Genomic DNA, 16334 nt, shown 5'->3' on the forward strand with positions numbered 1-16334 from the left:
CTCTCTCAACTATAGGTAATTAAAGTGATCGAAACCAATCAGCAATACGTGAACTGGTTCCGTCACTCTGCGCCTTACATTAACGCCCATCGTGGCCGTACTTTTGTCATTTATTTACCCGGGGAAGCTCTAGCCCACGCCAATTTTTCCCATACCATCCATGACATTAATTTGCTCAATAGTTTGGGAGTGAAGCTGGTTCTAGTGCATGGTAGCCGGCCACAAATTCAACAAGCCTGTGGCCAAGCCTCGATAGAGAGTCAATTTCATAATGGTTTACGCATCACAGATTTAGATCAACTGAGCTTAGTTCAAGCAACCGTAGGTCGGCAGGCGATGCAACTTGAAGCACGTTTTTCTATGGGTTTAGCAAACTCACCCATGCAGGGCTCGCGGATTCGCACAAGCCGTGGCAACTTTATTACTGCGCGCCCCATTGGTATCAAAAATGGGGTGGATTTTGCCTACACTGGTGAGGTTAGACGGGTTGATGCAGAAGCCATTGGTAAACAACTCAATAATGGTAATCTTGTGCTTATTTCTTGCTTGGGCTACTCACCTACAGGAGAAACCTTTAATCTGGCTGCATCCCAAGTTGCTGGGCGTGTTGCTGCTAGCTTGCAGGCCGACAAATTGATTGTGTTTGGGGCTGATAAAGGCATTACTAACTCACGCGGTGAACAAGTCATTGAATTACTCACCCGCGCAGGTCACCGTCTTGTGCACCAACATCAAAGCAGTGGTGATAGTTGGACCGACTTATCCATGCATATTGATGTGTTATCTAAAGCATGTGACGCTGGCGTCTCACGGGGTCACTTGTTGAGCTATCAAGAAGATGGTGCTCTTTTGACCGAGCTCTTTAGTCGCGATGGTTCAGGCACAATGGTCATTAAAGAGAGCTATGAGCAAGTTCGTAACGCCTGTATTGACGATGTAGGCGGTATTTTGGAACTTATTCAGCCCTTGGAAGATGATGGCATTTTAGTACGCCGTTCGCGGGAATTACTAGAGTCAGAAATTCATTACTTCAGCGTGATCGAGCGCGACGGTGCTATTATTGGGTGCGCCGCTTTATACCCCTTCGATGATGCGCGCCAAGGAGAACTGGCCTGCATGGCCATTGATACCAACTACCGTGGCGGTGACCGAGGCCAAGTGCTATTGCGCCACATTGAAAAGCAATCGAGTCACATGGGGCTACAAACCCTATTTGTACTGACGACGGCTTCCTCACACTGGTTTATAGAAAACGGTTTCGTGGCGGCAGACTTAGCCGAACTTCCAACTAGCAGACAGTCGTTGTACAATTTCCAACGCAGTTCAAAAGTCTTTAGCAAAGCTTTGCTTTAAATTTATTGACGACATTAATTTTAATAACATTAATTATAAGGCACTTACACCATGCCCATTTACCGTTCTAAAACCTCTACCTCCGGTCGTAACATGGCAGGTGCACGTGCATTATGGCGCGCCACAGGCATGACTGACTCTGATTTTCAAAAGCCGATTATTGCAGTGTGTAATTCCTTCACCCAGTTTGTACCAGGCCATGTGCATTTGAAAGATATGGGGCAATTAGTCGCCCGAGAGATTGAAAAAGCGGGAGGTGTGGCAAAAGAGTTCAATACGATTGCCGTGGATGATGGCATTGCCATGGGACATGATGGCATGCTTTATTCATTGCCATCGCGGGATATTATTGCGGACTCCGCAGAGTACATGGTGAATGCCCATTGCGCCGATGCTATGGTCTGTATTTCTAACTGTGACAAAATCACCCCAGGCATGTTCATGGCTGCAATGCGCCTCAATATACCCTGCGTATTTGTTTCTGGTGGCCCTATGGAAGCGGGTAAAACTAAACTCGGCGATCGGAAGCTAGATTTAGTGGACGCTATGGTTATCGCTGTGGACGACAACGCCAGTGACGAGCAGGTCGCTGAATACGAGCGTTCTGCTTGTCCTACCTGTGGATCTTGCTCAGGCATGTTTACCGCCAACTCTATGAACTGCTTAACCGAAGCTCTAGGCTTATCCTTACCCGGCAATGGTAGCTTATTAGCCACCCACGCTGATCGCGAAGAACTATTCCTAGAAGCAGGCCGCACGGTGGTTGAGTTATGTAAGCGTTATTATGAAAATGATGACGAAAGCGTATTACCGCGCAACATAGCTAGTTTTAAGGCATTTCAAAACGCTATGACTTTAGACATCGCTATGGGAGGGTCTACCAACACTATATTGCATTTACTGGCTGCCGCCCAAGAAGGTGAGATTGACTTTGATATGTCCAATATTGATGAGCTATCTCGTAAAGTTCCGCAGTTATGCAAGGTGGCTCCAAGTACACCAAAGTATCACATGGAGGACGTGCATCGCGCTGGTGGAGTATTCGCTATATTAGGTGAACTCAACCGCGCAGGTTTACTGCACGCAGAATTACCCACTGTGCATAGTCCAACCATGGCAGACGCCCTGGCTAAATGGGACATTACAGTGACTGAGGATGCCGCAGTTAAAAAATTCTACACAGCAGGCCCAGCAGGCATACCAACGCAAACTGCATTTAGCCAAGCCACACGCTGGCCCACTGTTGATGATGACCGTGCCGAAGGCTGTATTCGTAATTTGGCTAATGCCTATTCCACCGAAGGTGGTCTTGCGGTGCTTACAGGCAACCTTGCAGAAGACGGTTGTGTAGTTAAGACTGCTGGTGTCGATGAGAGCATCTGGTTGTTTGAAGGACCAGCTTACATTTGTGAAAGCCAAGATCAAGCAGTGGCTGATATCTTGGGTGACAAAGTGAAAGAAGGTGACGTCATTGTCATTCGTTATGAGGGACCTAAAGGGGGCCCTGGTATGCAGGAAATGCTCTACCCCACCAGCTATCTTAAAACAAAAGGTTTGGGCAAAGCCTGTGCATTACTCACTGATGGTCGTTTCTCTGGAGGCACCTCTGGTTTGTCCATTGGTCACGTATCCCCCGAGGCTGCAGGTGGTGGTAGCATTGCTCTGGTTGAACAAGGTGACCGCATACGGATAGACATTCCCAATCGCACCATTGATGTTTTATTGAGTGATGATGAACTGGCTCAACGTCGTAGTGATATGGATGCTAAGGGCAAAGATGGCTGGAAGCCGGCAGCAGAAAGGCAACGTAAAGTGAGCTCTGCACTGAAGTTCTATGCAAAGACCGTCACCAGCGCGGACAAAGGCGCAGTGCGTGATCTCAGCTTATTAGACTAAGCTCACAATCCAGTCCTTATCCACGGGTAAGGACTGGGTACATGATCTGCCTCATCTGTGTTTAGGGGCATTGATGGCTAGTGCTAGCCTAAATGCGGTCCAGGACTTGGTAGCTAAAATCAAATGGATTCGGTTCTTTTGCCGCCACATCTTCACGCGCAATTTCATGCCATGCTGCGGTTTCTAAAATCGGAAAATAAGCATCACCCTCAACGTGGTGATGCACCCGAGTAAGGTAAACGCGATCAGCTAAATCTAAAGCTTCTGCATAGATCTGCGCACCACCGATAATCATCACTTCTTCAGTACCATTAATGAGATTGATGCCCTCTCCCAAACTAATAGCCTCACTGAGGCTTGATACTAATTTAATACCCTGTGCAGGGTAATCATGCTGGCGACTGATCACTATATTATCTCGCCCCGGCAAAGGTTTACCAATAGACTCAAAGGTTTTACGCCCCATAATCAAAGGTTTACCTAAAGTCATGGCTTTGAAATACTTTAAGTCGCCGGGCAAATACCAGGGCAATTGGTTGTTGCGGCCTATGACATTGTTTTCAGAGGCAGCTACAATTAAGGCGATCGTCATATGGCAACCGCCCCTTTGATGTGGGCATGTGCTTGATAGTTTAGCAATTCAAAGTCCTCAAATTTAAACCCAAAGATATCCTTTACCTCAGGGTTAATATGCATTGTTGGCAGCGGCAAAGTGTCTCGGGACAGCTGCAAATCAACCTGTGCTAAATGATTAGAGTAGAGATGGGCGTCACCCAGTGTATGCACAAAGTCTCCCACCTCAAGCCCACACACCTGAGCCACCATCATGGTGAGTAAAGCGTAACTGGCAATATTAAAGGGCACGCCTAAAAAAATATCTGCACTGCGCTGATAAAGCTGACATGACAATTTGCCATTAGCAACATAAAATTGGAACATCATGTGGCATGGTGGCAGAGCCATGCGCTCTACGTCAGCTACATTCCAAGCACTGACAATCAATCGACGTGAGTCTGGATTACTTTTTATCTGACTGATCAGTTGCTCAATTTGATCGATATGACCGCCTTCTGGTCTGGGCCAAGAGCGCCATTGGGATCCATAAACAGGCCCCAAGTCACCATTTTTGTCAGCCCACTCATCCCAAATACGCACCCCATTTTCAGTCAGGTATTGGGTGTTTGTTGAACCCTTTAAAAACCATAACAGTTCATGAATGATCGACTTGAGGTGCAACTTCTTGGTGGTGAGAACAGGGAACCCATGACTCAAATCAAAGCGCATTTGGTAACCAAATACACTCACAGTGCCGGTGCCAGTGCGATCTTCTTTTAACGCGCCGGCATCGCGCACGTGGCGCATAAGTTGAAGGTACTGTTGCATATGAAAGGCCCACATCAAAACAGAAAAAAGAGGCGTTATTTTAACCTTTAATCGAGGTCTTGCGCACTACTAAATAAATTCCGAGGGCAATCATAGGCAACGACAATAATTGCCCCTGTGTCATCCAGTCCAAAGCCACATAGTTTAAATGTGCATCCGGCTGACGAGCAAATTCAACCACAAACCTTTGCCCGCCGTAACCCAGTAAAAATAGACCCGAAACGCGAAAAGCAGCCCTTGGCTTTGCTGAGTAAACCCATACTAAGGTAAATAGAATCACGCCCTCTAGCACCATTTGATAGAGTTGTGACGGGTGTCTGGCTAAATTGTCTACATGGGGAAATATCATGCCCCAAGGCAAATCAGTAGGCCGACCCCAAAGCTCACCCCCAATAAAGTTACCTAAGCGACCTACACCTAGACCTATAGGCCCAATTGGGGTCACAAAATCCAATACCCGATGAAATTGAACCTTATATTTACGCGCAAACCAAATCACGCCAGCAATCACACCTAATAAACCACCATGAAAAGACATACCGCCTTCCCAAACCCTCAACAAGATCGTGGGCTGTGCAACAAAGGCTTCAAATTGGTAAAAGAATATATACCCCATTCTGCCGCCAAGCACGGCGCCTACCGCACCAATAAAAATTAAATCACTCACTTGTTCTTTGGTAAAACCAGCAGCGGCTGCGCGCCGATTACCCAGCCAAAGAGCCGATGCAAACGCCACCAAATACATCACCCCATACCAATGGATAGCCAAAGGCCCTATGTGGACTAATACAGGATCAATATTGGGAAAAATCAACATGATGGTGCTTCCTTAATACCAAATACTTATTAACATGCGTAAACCCACGATTAAGAGCATCCAAGCAAATAAACGTTTAAGTTTTCGCGCCGACAGCCGATGGGCAATTTTAGCCCCATAGTTGGCAGCCAAAAAACTGGTTGACACTAAACCCAGTAGTGCAGGCAAATAAATGTAGCCTAAACTGAAAACTGGTAACACCGGGTTGCCCCAACCCATGACCGCGTTCGATGCGGCGCCAGCAATCGCAATGGCAAATCCACAAGTGCTAGCTGTGGCTACAGCCTTTTGAATAACTAAGCGCCGGTTGGTTAAATAAGTAACCAACAAGTTTCCACCACCAATACCAAACAGAGCGGAAATCCAACCAATCAATGCCCCTGTAACGCCTAAAGCAACACTACCTGGCAAGCGGTGCTGAGTGGCAGTAGGTTGTGAAAACATCATGCTTAAACTCATAAAAATAGCAAACACACCAAAACTGGCTTGCAAGTATATGGCTGGAATCGTTAGCGCCGTGTTAACACCAATAAATGTGCCCACCAACATGCCCACTGCAATCGGTTTGACTAAATACCATTCTATAGCGGCTTTTTTATGGTGGGTTTTAATCGCACCTAAAGAGGTAAATATAATATTGGTGAGAGATGTGGCAATAGCCATATAAAAGACTATTTCAGGAGAGATTCCTTGCAGATTGAATGCCAACACTAAAGCTGGCACTACAATGACACCACCACCAATGCCAAACAGTCCCGCTAATAATCCAGCGATCGCGCCAAACACCATATAAACCAGAAAAATCATGCGTTCACATCTGGGTAAGAAAGACGCTATTATCTACGCTAAGCTGCATAAGCGCAAAGTTTAGGATACTCAATTTATCATGTGTCTCATTGTATTAGCCCATCAACTCAATGCCGATTACCCCCTTATCATGGCGGCTAATCGAGATGAATTCCGTCAGCGGCCAACACAAAGTATGCACTGGTGGCCAGATATCGAAATATTAGCAGGTAAGGACCTTGAAGCCAGCGGAACTTGGCTAGCTCTGCACAAAGATGGCCGCTGGGCTGCGGTGACCAATTTTCGGCGGGCTGCTCACTATAATGCAACAGCTTTTAAATCACGTGGGCATTTAGCCATCGACTTTTTACAGCAAAAAAAGAGTGCCTTGGTGTTTACCGATACACTTCAAACAGACCAGTTCGCAGGCTTTAATTTATTACTTTGGGATAATCAACAGCTGGTTTTTTGCAGCAACGAAAAGCCAGCCAAAGTTCAGGTGTTAGCAGCTGGTTTATACGGCTTGAGTAATGGTTGTTTAAACAGTAATTGGCCCAAAGTGGAGCATGTGAAAAAGATTTTACAAGGGTCCTTACACCAGCCACCACAGCACCAACAACTGCAAAAAATGATGCAAGACACAAGCATAGCCGCAGACCAGAGCTTGCCTAACACGGGCATTGCTATTGCATGGGAAAGGCGTCTATCCGCTTGTTTTATCGATGCCCCCGAGTATGCTTATGGCACCCGTACCTGCATTAGTTTATACCGCGACCATTTGGGTCATATGGATGTCCAAGAAACCAGTTTTGATGGATTCAGACCCGCTGAGCAATATTTTAGTTGGAACATTTGATGGGGTTGCTCGATGCCTTAACGGGCATTTAAACTCACACCCCAAGCTGTAGCACTAGAAAAGGCTATTTATGGTGCCTTGGGTGCGTTTAGTTACCCACATAACGGCTGTGTAGGCGCGTTAAGCCAGCGGCTTTAAGATTGTCTCTGATTACACCCTGCACACCATCAGCGCAGACCTGTTGCAACGCTTGTTGCAACATCACCTGAGATTGGCTAAGAGTGAAGTTACGAATGACCGACTTCACCTTTGGCAGACTCGCAGCGTTCATGGATAAACTGTCGTAACCCATGCCCATCAGTAACAAAGCTCCAGCAGGATCACCTGCCAGTTCTCCACACAAACTCACCGGAATAGCCGCCGCTTTGGCCGCCGTTACCACTTGCTGCAGGGCCATAAGTACTGCTGGATGCATGGTATGGTATAAGTCTGCTACTGCTGGGTTATCTCGGTCCACAGCCAATATATACTGTGTTAAATCGTTACTTCCTACAGAAATAAAGTCAACACGCTCAGCAATATGGCGGGCTTGATAGACTGCTGCTGGCACTTCAATCATCACCCCTATGGGGGGTCTGACCAGTTGGTAACCCTCTTCACACAATTCTGCGTAAGCCTGATCAATCCATCGAATCGATTCGTCAATTTCATTCACGTGAGTGATCATAGGCAACATGATGCGTAAATTATCTAAACCTTCACTGGCCTTTAACATGGCGCGTATTTGCACCAAAAATATTTCTGGATGATCTAAAGTGACTCGAATTCCACGCCATCCCAAAAATGGGTTATCTTCCTTAATGGTGAAGTAAGGTAAGTTCTTATCCCCTCCAATATCCAATGTACGCATAGTCACTGGCAGGGGGGCAAAGCCTTGCAGTTGGGTGCGATAACAATCCGTTTGTTCCTCTTCTGAAGGAAAGCGCTCCTTAATCATGAAAGGCACTTCAGTCCGGTATAGGCCAACACCCTCAGCGCCTTGGGCTAAGGATCTACTGACATCTAACGGTAAGCTAGTGTTCACTAACAAAGGTATGGTGTGACTGTCGCGAGTCTGTGCGGGAACATCACGAAGGATTTCTAATTCTTTAGTAAACGAAGCTTCTTCAACTATGGCTTGTTCGTATTGATGGCGCAGGTCCTGACTAGGGTTGAGGAAAATTCTGCCCATGTAGCCATCAATAACGACTTCTAATCCTTCCATGCGTCGATAAGGAAAATCAACCGCCCCCATCACCGTGGGAATACCCATCGAACGCGCTAATATAGCCGCATGTGAGTTATTCGAGCCTAAGGTTGAAATGATAGCTTTGAGCTTGTGAGCAGGCACTTCTGCCAACATTGCCGCCGTCACTTCTTCAGCCACCAGCACCGTAGAATCTTCAAACTCGCGCACTTCTGTGTTTGTTTGTTGTAGTTCCGCTAATATGCGCCGTCCAAGATCGCGAATATCTGAAGCCCTTTCCCGTAAATAAGGATCTTCCATCGCTTCAAAGGCTTGGATGTGCTGCTGTACTACTCGACGTAAAGAGCCTTGAGCCCACTGGCCTTGGCGGATATGTTGTATCACTTCGCCTGCAAGGGCGTTGTCATCGAGCATGCGCATATATACTTCAAACAACTCTTGTTCTTGGTTTTTTAGATTACGCGCTAAGGTCCGACTGACTATTTTTATTTTTCGTCTAACGGCCTCCAAGGCTGTTTGAAAAGCCTCCACCTGTTCTTCTGGGTTACGACATCTGCGATCTGGTACTTTATCTAAATCTGCGGGTGGGGCGATAACGGCAATATGACCAATGGCCACACCACCAGAGCCACTGACACCCTCGTAATGCAGATCAAGACTCTCATCATCAGCTAGAGCATCCTGTCTTAGACCACCACCGATCGCTTCCGCGTGAGCAATAAAACCTGCCAACTGAGCTGACAGGGTGATCAGCATGGCCTCTTCATCAGTGCCAAATTGTCGCTCATCGCGTTGTTGTACCACAAGAATACCTAACACCTTACGGTGGTGCACAATAGGCACACCTAAAAAGGAATTAAACGCTTCTTCACCTGTTTCTTGCACGTAGTAGAAGTTAGGGTGCTCTGCAGCCCGTGTCAGATTGATTGTTTCAGCCTTAAGGCCTACTAAACCCACCAAACCCTTGCCCGAGGGCAAAAAAGCTTTGCCAATCGATGCTTGATTAAGCCCTTCACTCGCCATGAGGACGTAATTATCAGTTTGTGGGAAATAAAGGTAAATGGAGCACACGTCAGTGCGCATGGCTCTTCGAACATGGTGTACTACCAATTTCAAGGCCGATTGCAAATCCTCTGCAGCACTTACCGCTTGGATTATTTTACGCAGACTGTGGAGCATTATTTATGATTCCTACCTATACATTATGATCGCTTGGTGTGACTGGGTATGACTAAACCTTGATGATAAACCAAGCGCGAATGGCGCAAGCAGAGTTCCTTCATCGCCCGTCGATACACTTCTCGTTTAAACGACACCACTTGGTCTACCGGATACCAATAACTCACCCATTCCCACGAGTCAAATTCCGGGCAGTTGGTGGTTGCAGTTTGAACGGTGGCATCAGGTGCCAACATGCGTAGCAAAAACCATTTTTGCTTTTGGCCTATACATAAAGGTTGCTGACCCTGACGTATCATGCGTTTAGGTAAGCGGTACCTTAACCAACCACGAGTGCAGGCAAGGATTTCCACGTGTTCTGGCGACAGGCCAATTTCTTCTTTGAGTTCCCTAAATAAGGCTTCTTCTGGTGTTTCATGGGCATCAATACCACCTTGAGGGAATTGCCACGCATCCCAACCCAAACGTTTTGCCCATAATACTTGACCATGGGAGTTTGCCAGAATAATACCTACATTGGGGCGAAAACCATCTTTATCGATCACGGCTTTGCACCATACAAAATATATTTGTCCCCATTGTTCCACAAAACCACCAGCAACAACAACCGCAGATGGAAATGAGATAAAATAATGTTTTAAGATTCATTAAGGTAGGTGTCCCCATGCAACAAAGGCTGGCTTTGTTTGATTTAGACAACACATTACTAGCGGGCGACAGCGACCATGGATGGGGCGAATTTATGGTCTCACAGGGTCTTGATGATGGCGCTGACTATGGCGCAAAAAATGACAGTTTTTACCAAGACTATGTTGCAGGCAAGTTGAATATGAGTGCTTATGCTGAGTTTGTGTTGGCGCCATTGACTCAATACAGTGCAGCTGAACTTGATAGCATTCACCAACAGTTTATGCAAACTGTAGTGATTCCTATGATCGCGCCTAAAACTCAAGCTTTGTTGCAACAGCACCGCAATGCCGGTGATGTGTTGGTGATTGTCACAGCAACCAACGACTTCATCACAGCGCCCATTGCTGCATACCTTGACATCCCTCACCTAATTGCCACACGTGCAGAGCTTTTAGACGGTCGCTATACGGGAAGATTAACTGGTCCACCCTGCTTTCAGGCTGGTAAAATCGACAAACTTAATGCATGGATGGCCCACCATGACTACACCATTGAAGGCGCTTATTTCTACAGCGACTCTCACAATGACATTCCCTTATTAAGCTTAGTGGATCAGCCTATGGTAGTGGACCCAGACACCAAGCTTGAAGCTCATGCTGTGGCTCATGCTTGGCCTATCATGAGCCTGCGTTAGGCAACTGAGGATTGTTTAACCTATTCTTGAGCACTTTGAAAAAGCCTAGGCTTCATACCAGGTGCGAAGAATCACTGACTTTAAATAATCAGTTTCAGGAATAGCTGGATGCACAGGATGGTCACCCCCTTGACCGCCTTGCTCTAACACTTGTCCCAAACGGCCATTTTTACGACAGGCCTCTTGCAATAGCTGAGTCAGACGGGTGCGTTCCAAGTGCATAGAGCATGAAGCAGAGACCAGTATGCCCTCGGGCTTTAATAGACGCATGGCTAACTGATTAGCTCGCTGGTAGGCAAGCTCTCCCGCCTTGATGTCTTTGCGGCGGGCAATAAAGGCTGGTGGGTCAATAATGACCATATCAAAACGCTCACCCTCTTCGTGTAGCTGCTTCATGGTCGTAAAAGCGTCACCTTTAAGACTCTTCACTTTATCACTCACACCATTTAACGCTGCTTGTTGGTCTACCAGATCTAATGCCTGCGCAGAGGCATCTACACAAATGACTGCCTCGGCACCTGCTGCTGCTGCCTGCACACCCCAGCCACCAGTGTAACTAAAGACATCCAGCACGCGCTTGCCATGGGCAAGCTTTTGCACTCTGCGGCGATTGAGACGATGGTCATAAAACCATCCTGTTTTTTGACCTTCCCACACTGGGGCTAAAAAACTCACCCCATTTTCTTTTAGGGGCACCAGTTTTGGCACTTCACCCTGCGCCACGCGCACGTATTCATCTAGCCCTTCAATGGCTCTCATTTTGCCATCATTTTTAAGCAAAATGTTTAGCTTTGGCACCACTTGATTTATCGCTTCCAACAATTCTTCAAGTAATAACTCGATACCTGCATTAGAAATCTGCACCACAATCACCTGATCAAAACGATCAATCACTAGGCCAGGCAGGCCATCACTATCACCATAAACCCAGCGGTAGCAGTGATCTTCAAACAACCGTTCTCGACTCACCAACGCCACTTTCAAGCGTTTGGCTAAGCGTTCTAAATTAAGTGGTTCATGCGCTTGCCGACTCACCAGACGCCCACAAATAAGCTGTTTAGGATTAATGATCGCGGTACCCAAGGCTTTACCTTTAGCATCCAACACATTTACTTGTTCGCCTGCTGGAAAATTTTGCAAGGGCGATTTACTAACATCCACTTCGTTACTGTAGATCCACAAATGACCTTGACGTAAGCGGCGATCTGACTTTGACTTTAAAATTAGATCCGGCATTTATTCTTCACACAATTGACTGTAAGCATCAGCATCTAGCAAATGTTCGAGTTCTTCTGGGTTAGTTAAGCGTATGTGCAGCAACCAAGCTTCGCCATAGGGGTCTGAATTGACTAATTCTGGATCATCATTTAGCTGATCATTGACAGCAATCACCTCGCCAGACACTGGCGCAAATAAATCTGAAGCTGCTTTAACTGATTCAATAACACCAAACTCATCTTCAGCAACAAGTTCTGTACCCACGTCTGGTAGCTCTACGAATACAACATCACCCAGTTGCTCTTGGGCAAAATCTGTGACGCCAACAGTGACCGTGCCATCACCTTCATTGCGAATCCATTCATGACTTGAAACGAAGCTTAAGCCCTGAGGTAAGTTACTCATAATTGTGTCCTTATAAGGTCTGTTTTTCTGGTTTGGGTGCTTGTGACAATGGCGGTAAGTGCGCGCCCACACCCATGGCCTGTTGTGCTAAATGTTGTTTGATCGGGTTCAATTTTTGTACCCAGTTCATGCCAGTATTGCGGAGCAAACTTAGCATGGGGTGTTGATTAGCAAATAATCGAGAAAAACTCTCCATCAAGGTCATCATACGCAAATTATCACCGCGCCTTTTCGACTGATATTGTTCTAGAGTTTTAACACTGGAAATAGCATATCCTTGTTGTTGAGCCTTTTGTAACGTCTCGACTAAAGCGGCAACATCTAAGAAGCCCAAATTAACACCTTGCCCAGCTAATGGATGTATCGTGTGTGCTGCGTCACCCACCAACACCAGCCCTGCTTGCACATAACGCTTGGCGTGACGCTGTCTAAGGGGAATCACATAACGCTTGTCACTGGCTGTCACGACTCCTAAACGGTATTCAAAAGCTTGACTCAGAGCGTGGCAAAAGTCTTCCTCTGACAAGGCTTGCATCGCTTCTGCTTGGGCTTTAGGTCGCGACCACACAATGGAACAATAATGAGCATCTGGGCCTTCTTCGATGGCACTAGAGAGGGGTAAAAAAGCTAAGATACCGTCCTCTGTAAAGCGTTGCCAAGCCGTATTTTTGTGTGGTTGGGTTATTTTTACTCGCGTCACTAAGGCGTGATGAGGGTAATCCCACTCACGAGTGGGCAGCCCCGCCAATTGCCTAATCTTAGAATTGGCCCCATCAGCCCCAACCACCAGCGTGGCACTGACTTGTTCACCACTGGCCAAAGTTAAACAACGAGGGGATATTTCTTGCGCACTCATGTCAACCACTTGGCTATGCTCGAACAGCTGATATTTTTTGGATTCTAAGGTTTGGTGCAGCGCTGAAGTAATGGTGCAGTTTTCAACAATATGACCCAAGTAAGGTAAATGTTGTTCTGCGGCGGTAAAGTCGAGTTGACCTGTGCCACAGGCATCCCACACATGCATGGCACTATAGGCTTGAAAGCGCGCCATATTCTCAATTAGCGGCCAAACTTCAAGGTTTTTTAATAGGTTTTCAGAGGCTAAACTCAACGCTGACACACGAGCATCCACTTGTCCTGGCAGCCAATCTTGGGCTGGGTTTAAGGCCTCCGACTCAATTAATGCGACCTTAAAACCAGTATCAACAAGACCACAGGCAAGGCTAGCACCCACCATTCCAGCACCCACTATTACAACGTCAAACTGATTCATTAGCTTTTCTCGTAGCGCTGCGGGAATTAGAAGTGGCCAAAGGAGGCATGGCTAAGACCTTGGACAAGGGCACATCCAAACCCATGGCGGCACGGGTAAAAATAGTTTTAACTGCAGGTATTTGCTGCATGGTGAATAAACCTAATTGGCGTAACGCCGAGTAATGTGGTTTCTTACTAGAAAAGAGTTTCATCACTTTGTCACTTGCACTAATGACACGCTCTTGATCCCAGCGACTGGTAGCAACGAACTGATTTAAATTGGTTAAGTCACCCATAGGCGTGCCTTGTTCACACGCCTTGAGCACCGCTTGTGCCAGTGCAAAGCTACCCCTTAAGGCAAGGTTGAAGCCTTGGCCTGCTATCGGATGCAAGGTATGGGCGGCATTGCCCACCACCGCAAGTCCCTGACGCGCTTGCTCTTGTGCCACACTTAAACTCAGAGGGTAAACTTGGCGATCACCGATAGCAAGAAACTCACCCATGGGATAACCCGCCTGCTGTTGTATTTCTTCTAGTAACTGAGCATCACTCAATTGCTGTAATTCACTTTGGCGAGCAATGGGCTGGGTCCAGACTAGGGCTGCCCGATGCTTACCTTGGAAGCAAGACAAGGGTAATAAAGCCAGCGGGCCAGATGAGGTGAACCGTTCACATGCAAGGCTATGATGATCTTGATCTAATTGTAAATTAGCCACCAGTGCTACTTGGTCATAAGTTTGCACTTGATCAAACATTCCCAGTTGTTCACGCAAATCCGAGCGGCCACCATCAGCCATCACAATGAGCTGGGCAGTGAGGCTTTGAGCCTGCCCAAGTCGCTGATATTCTAGTTGGCTATTTTGACGTGCATTATCGATAGCAGTAACTTGGGCTTGGTCTATCAGATGCACAAATTCACTGCACCGTTGAGTTATTTGTTGTAAGAAAACCTGCCCCATCGTCTGATTTTGCAGTACATAGCCCAAGGCCTCTGTTTGCATATCACCGGCCTGCATTTCACTCTTCCATGGTTGCCCTTGGTCGCTCACTTGAATATTGCTAATAGCCTGAGCATGGGGTGCCAAGTGCTGCCATAAACCAATGCTATGTAATAAATTACGGCTACCTAAAGCCAGCGCAGTTGCACGTCCATCCAAAGCACCCGCTGCCGAGGGAGTGGTTGCTGCAATTGGTGCCGCATCCAATAATGCGATAGATAATCCGTAGGCTTTTGCTGTGCCAGCAAAAGCCAAACACAAACTTGCCCCTACCAGTCCACTGCCAACAATGACAATATCATAATTATTATTAATCTGCTTACCCACAGGGCGTTGCTCTATATGTTCATTCATTAGCTAGCCATTATAGTTTCAATATCTGCCACAGATACTGGTAAATTTGCAGTAAGATTGTGGTAACCATGGTCTGTCACCAAAATATTGTCTTCTATACGCACACCAATGCCGCGCCATTGAGGGGCAATATCTAAATCTTCTGGATCAATATAAATACCCGGTTCAACCGTGGTGACCATGCCTGCAATCAGTGGACGAGACACGCCATCTAGCTTGTATACACCCACATCATGCACATCCATACCTAGCCAATGGCCAATGTTGTGCATGTAGAATTTTCGAAAGGTTTGCTGTTCAATATTTTGCTCAAGCTCACCGGTCAATAAGCCAATTCCAATGAGCCCTTGAGTGATCACTTTCACTGCTGCATCTTGCATATCTGTATAGACAGCACCGGGTTTAATGCACGCCAAGGCTGCCTCATGAGCCGCTAATACCAATTCATAAATAGTTTTTTGTGCCTCACTAAAGCGGCCATTAACGGGAAAAGTACGGGTGATGTCAGAAGCATAGTGATCTAACTCACAGCCTGCATCGATCAATACTAAATCACCATCCTGTAGTACTTGATCATTATTGGTGTAATGCAAAATACAGGCGTTTTCACCACCAGCAACTATCGAACCATACGCCAGACGCTGGCTGCCCTGGGTGGTGAATTGATGGTGTAATTCAGCAGCCAGTTGATATTCGTGCATGCCTACTTTGCAGACATTCATGGCCCGTTTGTGAGCCGTCACACTAATAGCACAAGCGGCTGCCATTTGAGCTACTTCAGCCTTTGATTTTAATAAGCGCATGGCATTAACTAACGGATCAAGGTCGGCTAGTTGAGTCGGACAGATTTTGCCTTGACGCGCCAATCTGCGCAACATAGAAAGGCTCTGTTGCACTAATTCACCCGTGCCTACCCGGCTAAAGCTATAGACGACTTGGCTAGCGTCATCTAACAAATCTATGAGCTTATCGGCCAAACTTTCGTTACTGTAGGCCTGATCTATCATCAATACATCCGGCGCAGCATCTACCCCTATACGTCGACCTTGCCAAATTTCTTGTAACTTGTTTTTACTAGCACAGAATATAGTGCTGGATGGACCATTCACTCCATTGACCAGCACTAAGGTCGCATTTGACTCTACCATGCCCGACAAGTAGTAAAAGCTACTGTCTTGTCGGTAATCGTGTTCTACGTCGCCATTGCGGATATGCACGGGGGCACACTGCACTATGACTACCGCCCCTTGAGGTAGGTTTTTCAATAAAGCGTGGCGTCGATTGTTGTATTCGGTGGTGGCGAGTTTAGTCATGATATCTGCCCT

At 46.7% G+C, this 16334-nt stretch carries 15 protein-coding genes; 4 read left to right on the top strand and 11 right to left on the bottom strand.

The genetic code is table 11. The features are described from left to right. The first annotated feature begins 24 nt into the window (after positions 1-24). Positions 25-1353, top strand: coding sequence for an amino-acid N-acetyltransferase (gene argA, locus ABXT59_RS12140; RefSeq protein WP_443636381.1), 1329 nt, complete (start codon positions 25-27; stop codon positions 1351-1353). A gap of 51 nt (positions 1354-1404) precedes the next feature. Next, on the top strand, positions 1405-3249 hold the full coding sequence (gene ilvD, locus ABXT59_RS12145; protein WP_443636383.1) for a dihydroxy-acid dehydratase: 1845 nt from the start codon (positions 1405-1407) through the stop codon (positions 3247-3249). Between the two features lie 88 nt (positions 3250-3337). Here the strand turns inward: ilvD and ABXT59_RS12150 are convergent, their stop codons facing one another. Genes ABXT59_RS12150 through ABXT59_RS12165 form a run of 4 tightly spaced genes read right to left on the bottom strand, consistent with a single transcriptional unit; the run spans position 3338 to position 6256 of the window. Beyond that, positions 3338-3841, bottom strand: coding sequence for a dihydrofolate reductase (locus tag ABXT59_RS12150; protein ID WP_443636384.1), 504 nt, complete (start codon positions 3839-3841; stop codon positions 3338-3340). After that, positions 3838-4632 (bottom strand): thymidylate synthase, encoded by a 795-nt coding sequence (locus ABXT59_RS12155; protein WP_443636386.1) that lies wholly within the window; start codon positions 4630-4632, stop codon positions 3838-3840. The genes ABXT59_RS12150 and ABXT59_RS12155 overlap by 4 nt, the downstream gene beginning before the upstream one ends. A gap of 40 nt (positions 4633-4672) precedes the next feature. After that, positions 4673-5449 (bottom strand): prolipoprotein diacylglyceryl transferase, encoded by a 777-nt coding sequence (lgt, locus tag ABXT59_RS12160; RefSeq protein WP_443636387.1) that lies wholly within the window; start codon positions 5447-5449, stop codon positions 4673-4675. 12 nt (positions 5450-5461) lie between these two features. Beyond that, the gene (locus ABXT59_RS12165) at positions 5462-6256 is read right to left on the bottom strand and encodes a sulfite exporter TauE/SafE family protein (protein ID WP_443636389.1); all 795 of its coding nucleotides are present in this window, start codon (positions 6254-6256) and stop codon (positions 5462-5464) included. A 79-nt stretch (positions 6257-6335) separates the two neighbouring features. Here ABXT59_RS12165 and ABXT59_RS12170 point away from each other — a divergent pair, with 79 nt between their 5' ends. Next, a complete protein-coding gene (locus tag ABXT59_RS12170) occupies positions 6336-7091 on the top strand; it encodes an NRDE family protein (protein WP_443636390.1) in 756 nt (251 codons plus the stop codon). A gap of 88 nt (positions 7092-7179) precedes the next feature. Here the strand turns inward: ABXT59_RS12170 and ptsP are convergent, their stop codons facing one another. Then, on the bottom strand, positions 7180-9456 hold the full coding sequence (gene ptsP, locus ABXT59_RS12175) for a phosphoenolpyruvate--protein phosphotransferase (protein WP_443636391.1): 2277 nt from the start codon (positions 9454-9456) through the stop codon (positions 7180-7182). 23 nt (positions 9457-9479) lie between these two features. Further along, positions 9480-10001, bottom strand: coding sequence for an RNA pyrophosphohydrolase (locus tag ABXT59_RS12180; protein WP_443636392.1), 522 nt, complete (start codon positions 9999-10001; stop codon positions 9480-9482). A 119-nt stretch (positions 10002-10120) separates the two neighbouring features. Between ABXT59_RS12180 and ABXT59_RS12185 the strand changes: the two genes are divergently transcribed. Further along, complete coding sequence (locus tag ABXT59_RS12185) at positions 10121-10780, top strand: HAD family hydrolase (RefSeq protein ID WP_443636394.1); 660 nt, start codon at positions 10121-10123, stop codon at positions 10778-10780. A gap of 45 nt (positions 10781-10825) precedes the next feature. Here ABXT59_RS12185 and ABXT59_RS12190 read toward each other — a convergent pair whose 3' ends face one another. Genes ABXT59_RS12190 through pepP form a run of 5 tightly spaced genes read right to left on the bottom strand, consistent with a single transcriptional unit; the run spans position 10826 to position 16322 of the window. Next, positions 10826-12016 (bottom strand): class I SAM-dependent rRNA methyltransferase, encoded by a 1191-nt coding sequence (locus ABXT59_RS12190; RefSeq protein ID WP_443636395.1) that lies wholly within the window; start codon positions 12014-12016, stop codon positions 10826-10828. Then, a complete protein-coding gene (gene gcvH, locus ABXT59_RS12195; RefSeq protein WP_443636396.1) occupies positions 12017-12403 on the bottom strand; it encodes a glycine cleavage system protein GcvH in 387 nt (128 codons plus the stop codon). It abuts the gene before it with no gap. Between the two features lie 10 nt (positions 12404-12413). After that, positions 12414-13676, bottom strand: coding sequence for a UbiH/UbiF/VisC/COQ6 family ubiquinone biosynthesis hydroxylase (locus ABXT59_RS12200; protein WP_443636397.1), 1263 nt, complete (start codon positions 13674-13676; stop codon positions 12414-12416). Continuing rightward, positions 13663-15009, bottom strand: a complete 1347-nt coding sequence (locus tag ABXT59_RS12205) for an FAD-dependent monooxygenase (RefSeq protein ID WP_443636398.1) — start codon at positions 15007-15009, stop codon at positions 13663-13665. The genes ABXT59_RS12200 and ABXT59_RS12205 overlap by 14 nt, the downstream gene beginning before the upstream one ends. Continuing rightward, complete coding sequence (gene pepP / locus ABXT59_RS12210; protein WP_443636399.1) at positions 15009-16322, bottom strand: Xaa-Pro aminopeptidase; 1314 nt, start codon at positions 16320-16322, stop codon at positions 15009-15011. Before pepP ends, ABXT59_RS12205 begins: the two co-directional genes overlap by 1 nt. Between the last annotated feature and the right edge of the window lie 12 nt (positions 16323-16334).

It is taken from the genome of Candidatus Njordibacter sp. Uisw_058 (genome assembly GCF_047730065.1).
Lineage (GTDB): Bacteria > Pseudomonadota > Gammaproteobacteria > Pseudomonadales > Balneatricaceae > Njordibacter.

Coding starts and splice junctions, on each gene's coding strand:
- ABXT59_RS12155 (WP_443636386.1), bottom strand. CDS start 4,632: ATGCAACAGTACCTTCAACTTATGCGCCACGTGCGCGATGCCGGCGCG.
- ABXT59_RS12170 (WP_443636390.1), top strand. CDS start 6,336: ATGTGTCTCATTGTATTAGCCCATCAACTCAATGCCGATTACCCCCTT.
- gcvH (WP_443636396.1), bottom strand. CDS start 12,403: ATGAGTAACTTACCTCAGGGCTTAAGCTTCGTTTCAAGTCATGAATGG.
- ABXT59_RS12200 (WP_443636397.1), bottom strand. CDS start 13,676: ATGAATCAGTTTGACGTTGTAATAGTGGGTGCTGGAATGGTGGGTGCT.
- ABXT59_RS12190 (WP_443636395.1), bottom strand. CDS start 12,016: ATGCCGGATCTAATTTTAAAGTCAAAGTCAGATCGCCGCTTACGTCAA.
- ptsP (WP_443636391.1), bottom strand. CDS start 9,456: ATGCTCCACAGTCTGCGTAAAATAATCCAAGCGGTAAGTGCTGCAGAG.
- lgt (WP_443636387.1), bottom strand. CDS start 5,449: ATGTTGATTTTTCCCAATATTGATCCTGTATTAGTCCACATAGGGCCT.
- pepP (WP_443636399.1), bottom strand. CDS start 16,322: ATGACTAAACTCGCCACCACCGAATACAACAATCGACGCCACGCTTTA.
- ilvD (WP_443636383.1), top strand. CDS start 1,405: ATGCCCATTTACCGTTCTAAAACCTCTACCTCCGGTCGTAACATGGCA.
- ABXT59_RS12165 (WP_443636389.1), bottom strand. CDS start 6,256: ATGATTTTTCTGGTTTATATGGTGTTTGGCGCGATCGCTGGATTATTA.
- ABXT59_RS12185 (WP_443636394.1), top strand. CDS start 10,121: ATGCAACAAAGGCTGGCTTTGTTTGATTTAGACAACACATTACTAGCG.
- ABXT59_RS12150 (WP_443636384.1), bottom strand. CDS start 3,841: ATGACGATCGCCTTAATTGTAGCTGCCTCTGAAAACAATGTCATAGGC.
- ABXT59_RS12205 (WP_443636398.1), bottom strand. CDS start 15,009: ATGAATGAACATATAGAGCAACGCCCTGTGGGTAAGCAGATTAATAAT.